Origin of the sequence: Rhodococcus sp. NPDC059234 (assembly GCF_042754225.1) — a bacterium.
Classification (GTDB): Bacteria; Actinomycetota; Actinomycetes; order Mycobacteriales; family Mycobacteriaceae; genus Rhodococcus_G.
Map to the genome: position 1 here is coordinate 19148 of NZ_JBHZAH010000059.1, position 10481 is coordinate 29628.

11 protein-coding genes and 1 pseudogene are annotated in these 10481 nt (G+C 70.8%); 6 read left to right on the forward strand and 6 right to left on the reverse strand.

Translation table 11 applies throughout. The features are described 5' to 3' along the window. Nucleotides 1-8: 8 nt before the first annotated feature. Complete coding sequence (locus ACFXGJ_RS14190; RefSeq protein ID WP_378620717.1) at nucleotides 9-470, reverse strand: pyridoxamine 5'-phosphate oxidase family protein; 462 nt, start codon at nucleotides 468-470, stop codon at nucleotides 9-11. 64 nt (nucleotides 471-534) lie between these two features. Here ACFXGJ_RS14190 and ACFXGJ_RS14195 point away from each other — a divergent pair, with 64 nt between their 5' ends. Both ACFXGJ_RS14195 and ACFXGJ_RS14200 read left to right on the forward strand, forming a co-directional pair. After that, nucleotides 535-1503, forward strand: coding sequence for a helix-turn-helix transcriptional regulator (locus ACFXGJ_RS14195; RefSeq protein WP_378620719.1), 969 nt, complete (start codon nucleotides 535-537; stop codon nucleotides 1501-1503). Nucleotides 1504-1625: 122 nt separating this feature from the next. Further along, a pseudogene (locus ACFXGJ_RS14200) lies at nucleotides 1626-2165 on the forward strand (VanZ family protein); the annotation flags it as partial. Between the two features lie 503 nt (nucleotides 2166-2668). Here the strand turns inward: ACFXGJ_RS14200 and ACFXGJ_RS14205 are convergent. Then, nucleotides 2669-3631, reverse strand: coding sequence for a DUF389 domain-containing protein (locus ACFXGJ_RS14205; protein WP_378620721.1), 963 nt, complete (start codon nucleotides 3629-3631; stop codon nucleotides 2669-2671). A gap of 96 nt (nucleotides 3632-3727) precedes the next feature. Between ACFXGJ_RS14205 and ACFXGJ_RS14210 the strand changes: the two genes are divergently transcribed. Next, nucleotides 3728-4642 carry an aminotransferase class IV gene (locus tag ACFXGJ_RS14210; protein ID WP_378620723.1) on the forward strand — a complete coding sequence of 305 codons (915 nt, stop codon included), beginning with the start codon at nucleotides 3728-3730 and terminating at the stop codon, nucleotides 4640-4642. Between the two features lie 13 nt (nucleotides 4643-4655). Here the strand turns inward: ACFXGJ_RS14210 and ACFXGJ_RS14215 are convergent, their stop codons facing one another. From ACFXGJ_RS14215 to ACFXGJ_RS14230, 4 genes are all read right to left on the reverse strand, one after another. Next, nucleotides 4656-5576, reverse strand: coding sequence for an alpha/beta fold hydrolase (locus ACFXGJ_RS14215; RefSeq protein WP_378620725.1), 921 nt, complete (start codon nucleotides 5574-5576; stop codon nucleotides 4656-4658). Between the two features lie 122 nt (nucleotides 5577-5698). Next, a complete protein-coding gene (locus ACFXGJ_RS14220) occupies nucleotides 5699-6127 on the reverse strand; it encodes an ester cyclase (protein WP_378620726.1) in 429 nt (142 codons plus the stop codon). A gap of 97 nt (nucleotides 6128-6224) precedes the next feature. Continuing rightward, nucleotides 6225-7007, reverse strand: coding sequence for a site-2 protease family protein (locus ACFXGJ_RS14225; protein ID WP_378620728.1), 783 nt, complete (start codon nucleotides 7005-7007; stop codon nucleotides 6225-6227). A 36-nt stretch (nucleotides 7008-7043) separates the two neighbouring features. Then, nucleotides 7044-7706, reverse strand: coding sequence for a hypothetical protein (locus ACFXGJ_RS14230; protein WP_378620742.1), 663 nt, complete (start codon nucleotides 7704-7706; stop codon nucleotides 7044-7046). A gap of 302 nt (nucleotides 7707-8008) precedes the next feature. Here ACFXGJ_RS14230 and ACFXGJ_RS14235 point away from each other — a divergent pair, with 302 nt between their 5' ends. From ACFXGJ_RS14235 to ACFXGJ_RS14245, 3 genes are all read left to right on the forward strand, one after another. Further along, on the forward strand, nucleotides 8009-8443 hold the full coding sequence (locus tag ACFXGJ_RS14235) for a hypothetical protein (RefSeq protein WP_378620730.1): 435 nt from the start codon (nucleotides 8009-8011) through the stop codon (nucleotides 8441-8443). A 249-nt stretch (nucleotides 8444-8692) separates the two neighbouring features. Next, nucleotides 8693-9004: a hypothetical protein gene (locus ACFXGJ_RS14240; protein ID WP_378620732.1), complete on the forward strand. Its 312-nt coding sequence runs from the start codon at nucleotides 8693-8695 to the stop codon at nucleotides 9002-9004. 158 nt (nucleotides 9005-9162) lie between these two features. After that, entirely contained in the window at nucleotides 9163-10452 is a 1290-nt protein-coding gene (locus ACFXGJ_RS14245) for an adenylosuccinate synthase (RefSeq protein ID WP_378620734.1), read from the forward strand. Nucleotides 10453-10481: the final 29 nt, after the last annotated feature.

The following is a 10481-nucleotide window of genomic DNA, read 5'->3' on the forward strand; positions in this document are numbered from 1 at the left end:
CCCGCGGGCTACTTGGTGAAGCGTTCGACCGCCCGGCCCGGCCGCCACAGGTCGACGTGCATCCTCTCGCCGTCGAGCGACGTCAGCACCGCTTCCTCGAGATCCAGTTCGAACACGTCGGCGTCGCGGAGGGGCTCGGGGTAGTGCGCGATCACCCGGGCCAGCTCGTCACCCACCAGTTGTCGTGCCCGGCCGGTGAGCTTGGCGTCGCCGCCGTCCATCGTGTGGTGGCCGGGATTCGAGTGCAGGGCGAACCTCGGATCCCGCTGCAGATCGCGGACCTTCCGCGCACCCGGCATCGAGCCGAGCAGGAGCGCCCCCTCGAAGATCTCCACCTCGGTGCCGCTGACCCGCGGCGAACCGTCCGCCCGCAGGGTCGCGAGCACGTGGTGTTTGTGCGCCGTCAGTCGCGCCTCGACCGCCTGGGCCAGTGTGGGGGACTCGTCGGAGAACTGCTGCCATGCCGTCATGCCGACCAGTGTGCCCCGGTATCCCTGACATCTCCTGTCAGGGATTTCTCGTAGGCTCGGCGGCGTGCGTTCCAGTCGACTGCTCGACCTCATGTTGCGGCTGCAGGGCGGGCCCGGCACCACCGCCGACCGCCTCGCCGCGCAACTCGGGGTCTCGGTGCGCACCGTGTACCGCGACGTCGCGGCCCTGCAGGCCGCGGGAGTGCCGCTGTGGACCGAGAGCGGCCCCGGCGGCGGCATCCGGCTCCTCGACGGCTGGCAGTCCAAGCTCAGCGGGATGACCGGGGTCGAGACGTCCGCGCTCATGCTGCTCGGCGTCCCCGGGCTCGCCGAGCAGTTGGGCCTCGGCGATCAGACCGCGGCCGCGGAGGCCAAACTCCTCGGTGCCATGCCGCTGCCGCTGCGCGCCGGCGCCCAGCTGTGGCGCAGTCGGCTGCACGTGGACGCGCCGGGCTGGTTCGCTCGACCCTCACAGCACCCGCACCTCCCGGCGGTGGCGCGGGCGGTGCTCGGCGACCGGCGGCTGCGGATGGGCTACCGGAGCGGCGCGCGCGAGGCCACCCGCACGCTCGACCCGCTCGGGCTGGTGGCGAAGGCGGGGGTCTGGTACCTCGTTGCCGCGCACCGGGGTTCGATCCTGTCCTTTCGTGTCTCCCGGATTCGACGGGTCGAGGTCCTCGGCGAGCCCACGCGGCGACCCGAGGGCTTCGACCTCGCCGCCTGGTGGGCGGAATCGTCGGCGGCGTTCGACCGGTCGCTGCTGCGGTACCGGTGCCGGGTCCGGCTGTCGCCGGTGGCCTGGCGTGCGCTCCCGGCGGCGGTCGGCACGGAGGCGGCGCGGGTGACTCCGGGACCCGCAGGCGTGGACGGCTGGGTCGAGGTGGACCTGATGCTGGAGTCGGAAGAGGTTGCGCTGCATCAGCTGACGGCCCTCGGCGGGGGTGTCGAGGTGCTCTCGCCCGACACGCTCCGCGACGGACTGCGGAGGGTGGGGGAGGCGATGGCGGTGCGAAACACCCGAGGCGCGAGATGACCCGACAGGTGGCCGGCGGCACTCCGCGGCGCACCCGAGTCATCCCCGGGTATGACGCGGCCGGGCCGGATCTCGCTCGCTGAGTGGATGTTTCGCGGCCGCACAGTTGGTGGACTGAAGGCATGCGTGAACAGGTGTTGTACTCCGTGCTCGTCGGGCTGGCCGCAGCCGCGGCGCTGGCACTGCCCGTGTTGATCTGGCAGTACCGGCGGTACGGCAGGCCCTCGCCGGTTCGGTCGGCGCTGGTGACCGCATTCCTCGTCTACTCGGCAGCCGTGGTGGCGTTCACCATGTTCCCGCTGCCGTCGCTCACGGCGCGGTGGTGCGAGCTGTACGCGGTCACCGAGCCGGTGCTGCGCCCGTTCGCATTCGTCGGCGACATCGGTCGCGAGACCGCGGGATCGAGCGCGATCGGGATGCTGACCAGTGCCGCGGTGATGCAGGTCGTGCTCAACGTCGTGCTCTTCGTTCCGTTCGGGGTGTTCGGGCGAGTGCTGTTCGAGCGCTCGCGCACGGCGACGGTGGGCGGTGCCGTCGCGGTGTCGGTGCTGATCGAACTGACCCAGTACACCGCGGTGTGGGGCGTGTTCCCGTGCGCCTACCGCGTGGCCGACGTCAACGACGTGATGCTCAACGGGGCCGGTGCGGTCGTCGGTGTGATGCTGGCCGGGCTGGCGCAGCGGATCGTGCCGGGCCGGGGTCGGCTGCTGGCCGGGCGTCCCCTGCCACGCCCGGTCACCGCGTGGCGGCGCTGGGTCGGCATGGCCGTCGACGCGGTCGTGTTCGTGGCGGTGTTCGTCACGGCGACGGTGCTGATGCGGGCCGGCGTCATGGTGCTCGGGTCGGCGGCGGACACTCCCGCGATCCGGACGACGGCGATGCTGGCCGCGCTGGCGGCCGTGGTCGTGCCCGGGCTGGTGGGGTCGGGGGCCTCGATCGGACAGCGTGCGGTCTGGCTGAGCCCGCGGTGGCCGGACGGCCCGCGGGCCGGCTCCCGGATCGGCTGGGCGGCGACCGTGCCCGTCGTCGGCGCGATCCTGTCGCTCGTCGCGCCCGTCCTGGTGCTGCCGTGGCTGACGGCCGCGGTGCTGACCGTCCCGTTCACCAGGGGGCGCCGCGGACTGTCCGGGGTGTTCGCCGGTGCCGATCTCGTGGACGCGCGAGATCAGATCATGCGGCGGAGCCGATCGAGCGCCCGGGATCGGCGCACCGACACCCTCGACCACACCGCCTGCTGGAACGCCAGCGTCGCCCAGCCGGCCAGGGCCATTCCCGACAGGTTCAGCGCCAACTGCAGTGTGCTGCCCCAGATCACGTCACCGACGCCGAACACGATGCCCAACGCGATGTTGCCCGCGGCGGGCACGGTGGTCACCGAGATGAAGACCCCGGACAGGCCGCCGAGTTTCGACGAGGTCAGCGACAGCACCCCGGCCGCCGCGGCGATCACCGCCACGATGAACGACCACCTGTCGGGGGTGTAGATGAACTCGGTACCCGGACGCGAGCCGGTGATGTCGTCGATCGTGACCCAGCCCAGAATCCGGCCGGCCACCGCCGCCGCCGCCGTGATCGCGATCGCGACCACGAACCCGACGACCAGCGTGCGGATCGCAAGCGTCAGCAGCACGTACCGGCGCCGGACCAACGCGACACCCAGCGCGGCGATCGCGCCGAACTCCGGGCCGAGCACCATCGCGCCGATGGTGAGGATCTGCGAGTCGATCACGATGGCGATCCCGGCCAGCAGCGTGGCCATGCTCATGAAACTGAGGTAGGTCCAGTTGAGTTCGGTGTCCTCGTAGGAGCGTTGGGCGACCTCCGCCCACACGACGGTGTCCGCGCTGCTGCCCGGGGTGTGCAGTTCCGCGTCGAATCCGCTGCGCGAGAGCCACGCGTGCACCGGGTCGAGCTCGATGCTGCCCCGGTGGTGCAGGCCGGTGGCGCGCAGCTGCTCGACGACGTCGTTCACCGCTTCCCGGGCGATGTCGGCGACGACGAGGTCGCCGGGCGGGCGCACCACCGAACCCCGCAGCACCACGAGGCCACTGACCCCCGGTTCCTCCTCGAGGATGCGCACTGCCTCGTCGGTGAGGTCGGTGGGCGACAGGATTCGCAGATGCAGCATGCGCACAGTTTGCCGGGAGGGATCGGGAACCGGTGGGACCCTCCGCATCCGAAATCGCTTTCGCGCCGTGTCGGTGCTCGTTTAGCATTTCCGGCCATGGCAACCCCCTATCCCCAGGTGTATTTCGGAGACCGGATCGTCGACGCCGAGGCCGCGACCCTCGGGGTCGCGACCTCGGCGGTGCTGTACGGACTGAGCGTGTACACGGTGTTCCCGGTGCACGTCGGCGGCGGCGACCGCACCGCGTTCCGGCTCGCGGACCACTTCCAGCGAATGGTGGAGTCCTGCAAGATCATCGGGATGGACCGGTTCGCCGACGACTGGGACCACGACCGATTCGTCGCGGTGGCAACCGAACTCGTCGCCGCGAACGACCCGACCGAGGACGTGTTCGTCCGGGCGACCGTGCACGTCGACGAGTCGATCGCCGGCACCCGGGTACGGGGCTGCCACACCACCGTGAGCATGTTCGTCTACGACGCGGTGCCGATCGTCCCGCAGGACGGCATGCGGCTCAAGACCAGCACGTGGCGCCGCATTCCCGACAACGCGATCCCGTCCCGCGCCAAGGTGAACGGTGCCTACGTGAACTCGGTGCTCGCCAAGCAGGACGCCATCGATGCCGGCTACGACGACGCGATCTTCCTCGACGGCAACGGGCACGTGTGCGAGCTCAGCGCCGCCAACATCTTCCTGGTCCGCGGCGGCACCCTGATCACACCGGACGTCTCCTGCGACATCCTCGACGGCATCAACCGTCGGACCCTGCTCACGCTCGCGGCCGAGGACGGCATCCCAGTGGTCGAGCGCACCGTGGACCTCACCGAGCTCTACATCGCCGACGAGGTGTTCGTCACCGGCACGTCCGCGGGAGTCGCCCCGGTCACGGAGGTCGACGGGCGGGTCGTCGGGGCAGGGGTACCCGGCCCGGTCTGCGAGGCGCTGCGCAAGCGGCACGCCGCGGCGCTGCGCACCGACGAACTGCACGGCTGGGTCACCCGGCTCGGCTGAACCCGATGCGGTGTCACCGGGCCGCGGGGTGACACCGCGCGACGGTCCACGGATGGGTGCCGCGGTGCAGCCATTCGGCGGTGTCGCGCCAGAACCCGTCCCGGTGCCGGGCATGGAACAGGCCGAAGTGCCCGATCTCCTCGTGACCCAGCAGTTTCGGTTCCAGTTCCACCCGCGCGCGCTCGCTGCCCCGGTAGTAGCCGAGGGTGCGGTCGAGTGCGGCGGGGGTGCCGAACTCGTCGTCGGTCGTCGCCACCGCGAGGATCGGGGCCCGCACGGCGGCGAACCGCCGCCGGATCTCGGCCCGGTCGGCCCGCGGGTAGCTCGACTCCATCGCGGCGCGGCGGAACGTCCACTCGTAGGCGACGCCCGCGGGCAGGTCCTCGAGCCACCCGAGACGGCGTCCGGGGAAGTAGCCGTACGCCGCGGTCAGGGCGGGCATGGCGAGGTGCCACTTCGCGAGCAGGCGGAGGCGGCTCCCCCGTGCGTAGTCGCGCCAGTACGCGTACTGCGCGCCGACGGTGAACATCCGGTCCACCTGCGCGGCGGCGGGAGCCAGCCCGACCAGGAAACCCCCGATGCTGTGCCCGACGACCGCGAGCGGGCGGTTCGGCTGCTGCGCCAGCGCGAACGCGATTGCCGCGTCGAAGTCCAGCTCGCCCCATGACCGCCACGGGATCGCGGCGCCGCGCAGGGAGACCGGCCGAGAGTCGCCGATGCCGCGGTAGTCGTAGGTGAGCACCGGCGAACCGAGCTCGGCGAGGAACCGCGCGTACCGGTGGTAGTAGCGGGCGAGCACGCCGGTGGCGCAGTTGACGATGACCACCGGCGCGTCCGGGACGACGGCGGCCGGATCGAACAGATGCCCGCCCAGCACGACACCGTCCCGGCCCGCGAAGGTGACCCGGCGGCCCGCGACCTCCGTGGAGGTCACGACAGCCGCTCGATCGCCGTCGCATTCGCCATGCCGCCAGCGTCGCACACGGCCTGCAGGCCGAAGCGGGCACCGTGTCGATCCATGGCGCCGAGCAGGGTGGTGGCCCGGCGCCGTGCCGGTCACGGGGGTGTGACCGGCACGACACCCAGCTGCTGGAGCATCGCGAGAACGTCCTTGTCCGACCACTTCTCGACGATCCGGCCGTCCCGGATGCGGTGCACGACGGTCGCGGTCATCTCCATGGCGTTGCCGGTCGCGGGAATCCCGGGGAGGTCGCCGGTGTGGGTTCCGCTGCAGAGCAGTCGGGTGACCACCTTGTCGCCCTCGGCCACCTGATCCTGCACGGCGTGGTGTCCGGGGGTGGCGTCCCAGAACAGCCGGAAAGCCTGCTTCAGGCCCTGCCGGCCGGGTGCGTCGAGCCCCGGGAACGGCGGTGGCGAATGGTCGAGGTAGTTCTCGTCGACGAGTTCGTCGAGGGCCTCGGCGTCGCCGGCGTCGATCGCACGGTAGAAGTTCCGGATCAGGGCCTTGTTGGATTCGAGTGACATGACCGCCACCTCGTCTGTTCGGGAAGTCGAGTCCCGTCCCATTGTCCGCCGTCCGGCCGGTCCGGCACACCCCGGACCGAGACGTGCGCCGTCGACGTCAGAGCCAGAAACGCATCAGGTAGTTGCCGTACATCGGCCACACCTCCGGCACCCCGGACAGGCCGAACAGCCAGTAGACCGCGTCGAAGAAGGCGCGGTTGATCGACGGCACGAAGAGCAGGGCGATCAGAAACAGCATCCCGAGGCCCTTGAACTGGTCCAGTGCCCGCCGGGTCTTCGCCGACAGCGACGGCTCGAGCGCGGCGTAGCCGTCCAGCCCCGGCACCGGGATCAGGTTCAGGACCGTCGCCATCACCTGGAGGAAGGCCAGGAAGCTCAGGCCGTACCAGAACGCCGGGTGGGAGGCGGAGTCGCCGAACGCCCGGATCGTCAGCAGCAGCACCACCGCGGTGACCGCGTTCACGGCGGGACCTGCCAGCGAGATCCGCCGGGCCGCCCGCGCGGGCAGCAGGTCGGTCCGCAGGTACACCGCGCCGCCGGGAAGGCCGATGCCGCCGAGGGCGATGAACAGCACCGGCAGGCCGATCGAGAGCAGCGGGTGGCTGTACTTGAGGGGGTTGAGGGTGAGGTAGCCGCGCGCCGCCACCTCGTGGTCGCCGTACCGCCAGGCGGTGAAGGCGTGCCCGAACTCGTGCAGGCACACCGTGACGATCCAGCCCGCGACGACGAGCAGGAACACCCCGACCGTCGCCGCCGTCGACCGAGGCGCGGACTGCCAGGCCAGCGCGCCGCCGGCGATCGCGACGGCGAGCACGCCGAAGAACACCGGGCTCGGCCGAACCGCGGCCCGACTGGTCCGGGCGCCGGGGAGGAAGGTCATGACCCCAGTATCACCGAGCGCGCGAGGACCCGGCGCTCAGCGAACCAGCAGCCACGGCCGGGTGTCGCGGTAGAAGCTCGACCGCTTGACCGCGCGTGCGGTGGTGACGCCGTCCCGGGTGACCACCGCGCCGACGGAACCGAGCTGGATGGCCCGGCCCGGCGTCCACCGGGCGGGGCGTAGGCCCCAGCCGCGGTTCGCGGTCGCGCGGAGACCCGGCTGCTCGTGGGTGGGGGCGATCCGCAGCGATCGGACGGTGCCGGAGAACAGCCGGACGGAGTCGACGTACGCCTCGCCGACCAGCTCGCCGCCCTCAGGCCCGGTGACCGTGGCCTCGGCGACCAGCGCGGTGCCCACGTCGTCGCGGATCAGGGGCAGCTCGACGGGACTGCCGCGCAGCGCACGCTCGGCGGCCCGATCGCCGACGGCCAGTCCGTGCAGCCGGGTCGCGGCGGTTCGCGTGGGCGCGACGTACGCGAGCTCGACGTGCAGGCGCTCGGATCGCATCAGTCGGGTCAGCATCGCGGCGAGGGCGCCGTCGTCGCCGACGACCACCAGTCGAGGTGTCTCGGTGGCCTCGTCGAGCCGGGGCCGCAGCGCGTCGAAGTCCGGTTTGGCGGGCAGCGCCGGAGCGGTCACGACGGGCAGCGACGCCAGCCGTGCGGGCACCGCAGCGCCTCCGCAGGCGAGCACGATCATGGTCAAGGGTTCGCTCCCGGAAGGATGTCGGTGGAATGGTCGCTCCGCCGGCTCCGCTCCGGTGGGATGGTAGCTCCGCCGGCTCCGCCCCGGTGGGATGCTTAGCCCCGCCGGCTCCGCTCCGGTGGTCCGGGCCGACGATACGGTCGAATACGGGTGTGCCGTCGACCGGACGGTCGTAATCTGGGTAGGCACCCCGCAGCTACCGGCCGGAGGCCACCATGCTGACAACGGAACGCCCACGGACGATGTCGCCCACGTCCACGCGCATCACTCGCTTCTGTCGATCGGGCCTGACCTCGGTGGTGTCCGAGCTGCGACGCGAAGGCGTTGTCGAGGGATCGAGGGATCTGCGCGCCGCCCAGGACCTGCTCGAGGCCGGGATCGGCCACATGTCCACGCCGTCGGCCCGGCACGTGCACCCGTTCCAGGTGCCGCCGGCGTTCGGTGAGCGGCCCCTGCACGCGGACGTCGGGCGGTCGGCGGCGCACCCCGACCTGATGACCTTCACCGCGGACCTGCCCGCGGAAGCGCCACACGGACCGGTCCGGCTGGTGTGGTTCAACATGCTCTCGCTCGTCGGCGGGTCCGAGACCGTGCAGCCGCATCGGGTGGACGACGGTTCGTATCGCGCGGAGGGCCAGGTGCGGCCGGGGGCCGGTGTGGTGGTCGCGGGATTCGTACCCGCGGAACCGGGCGGCGAGATCCGGCCCGGGTTCGCTCTGGTCGCGGAATAGTCGGTCCGCGAACATGTTTGGCACACCGACCGACGTCAGGGCGGAGAGGGTTCGGTCCCGGATCGGATCCGGCGTTCGGGCCCGTCACGAACTAGAATGGAGGTAGCCGGAGCGGCCGAGAAGGGGCCGCGCGGTGAGGGAAGCGAACGCGGGCCGTGCTTGTCGGGGAAGGCACGATGGGTGAACCGGGCTCGGAAGGCGTTCGTGATACGGGTGAGTTGATCCGATCGACGGGCTGGGGTGAATCCGATGACAACCGTGACGGTCACCGTGGTCAACGCAACCAACGAGGAGTTGCTGCTGGACCCGGCGGAGTCGGCCGACCGAGTGGGGTCGGACGAGCCTCCGCAGCGGATCGGCGCACATGCGATGAGTCAGTTCCGGATGAGTCGAGGACTGAGCTACCTGCTCGGCGGGGACCCCGACCGGCCGATCTACCTGCAGGTGAACGGGGCCGTGTGGGGCCCGCCGACCTGTGTGATTCGCTCGGCGGCAGACCGGTCCGGACTCGAGGTCCAGGTCAGCCCGGCACCGTGGGTGCACGCGCACCGCGCGGCGTAGCGGTGGCACGGCGCGGCGGCGTTTCGACGCGCTCGGTGATGCGAGCGCCGGTGCCGAGGCGGCACTGGACTAAACTGTCCTTTCGGCCACTGTCTGCGGACGGCTGGCCTCTGCGCTGAGACATGCACAGATGCCCGTCAACCGTAGGAGTCAACGTCATGCCGGCAATCGTCCTGATCGGAGCCCAGTGGGGCGACGAGGGCAAGGGCAAAGCTACCGATCTACTGGGCGGAAGCCTGCAGTGGGTGGTGCGATACCAGGGTGGCAACAACGCGGGTCACACCGTCGTCCTGCCGAACGGCGACAAGTTCGCTCTGCACCTGATCCCGTCGGGCATCCTCACGCCGGGCGTCACCAACGTGATCGGCAACGGCGTCGTCGTCGATCCGGGTGTGCTGCTCACCGAGCTCGCCGGCCTCGAGGACCGCGGAGTCGACACCAGTGGGCTGCTGCTCTCGGCCGACGCGCACCTGATCATGCCGTACCACGTGGCCATCGACAAGGTCACCGAACGGTTCCTCGGCGCCCGGAAGATCGGCACCACCGGGCGCGGAATCGGGCCCTGCTACCAGGACAAGATCGCCCGCGTCGGCGTCCGGGTCGCGGACGTCCTGGACGAGAAGATCCTCACCCAGAAGGTCGAGGCCGCCCTGGAGTACAAGAACCAGGTCCTGGTCAAGATCTACAACCGCAAGGCGCTCGACGCCCAGCAGGTCGTCGACGAGGTGCTCGGCCAGGCGGAGGGCTTCAAGCACCGGATCGCCGACACCCGCCTCGAACTCAACCGGGCGCTCGAGCGCGGCGAGACGGTGCTGCTCGAGGGTTCCCAGGGCACTCTGCTCGACGTCGACCACGGCACCTACCCGTACGTGACCTCCTCCAACCCCACTTCCGGTGGCGCGGCGGTCGGCTCGGGTATCGGTCCCACCAAGATCACCACGGTGCTGGGCATCCTCAAGGCGTACACCACTCGCGTCGGCTCGGGCCCGTTCCCGACCGAGCTGTTCGACAGCCACGGCGAGTACCTGGCCAAGCAGGGCGGCGAGGTCGGCGTCACCACCGGTCGCGCGCGCCGCACCGGCTGGTTCGACGCCGTCATCGCCCGCTACGCAACGCGAGTCAACGGCATCACCGACTACTTCCTCACCAAGCTCGACGTGCTGAGCAGTCTCGACACCGTGCCGATCTGTGTCGCGTACGAGGTCGACGGTGTGCGCTACGAAGAAATGCCCATGTCGCAGACCGAGATTCACCACGCGAAGCCGATCTACGAAGAGATGCCGGGTTGGTGGGAGGACATCTCGCACTGCCGCACCTTCGAGGAGTTGCCGGTCAACGCGCAGAACTACGTGCTTCGGCTCGAGGAACTGTCCGGTGCGTTCATCTCCTGCATCGGCGTGGGACCGGGCCGCGACGAGACCATCGTCCGTCGGGACGTGTTGCGCTGAAACAGGTTTGACCCGAACCCCCGCCCGGC

Coding starts and splice junctions, on each gene's coding strand:
- ACFXGJ_RS14240 (WP_378620732.1), top strand. CDS start 8,693: ATGACAACCGTGACGGTCACCGTGGTCAACGCAACCAACGAGGAGTTG.
- ACFXGJ_RS14190 (WP_378620717.1), bottom strand. CDS start 470: ATGACGGCATGGCAGCAGTTCTCCGACGAGTCCCCCACACTGGCCCAG.
- ACFXGJ_RS14210 (WP_378620723.1), top strand. CDS start 3,728: ATGGCAACCCCCTATCCCCAGGTGTATTTCGGAGACCGGATCGTCGAC.
- ACFXGJ_RS14245 (WP_378620734.1), top strand. CDS start 9,163: ATGCCGGCAATCGTCCTGATCGGAGCCCAGTGGGGCGACGAGGGCAAG.
- ACFXGJ_RS14230 (WP_378620742.1), bottom strand. CDS start 7,706: ATGATCGTGCTCGCCTGCGGAGGCGCTGCGGTGCCCGCACGGCTGGCG.
- ACFXGJ_RS14205 (WP_378620721.1), bottom strand. CDS start 3,631: ATGCTGCATCTGCGAATCCTGTCGCCCACCGACCTCACCGACGAGGCA.
- ACFXGJ_RS14220 (WP_378620726.1), bottom strand. CDS start 6,127: ATGTCACTCGAATCCAACAAGGCCCTGATCCGGAACTTCTACCGTGCG.
- ACFXGJ_RS14225 (WP_378620728.1), bottom strand. CDS start 7,007: ATGACCTTCCTCCCCGGCGCCCGGACCAGTCGGGCCGCGGTTCGGCCG.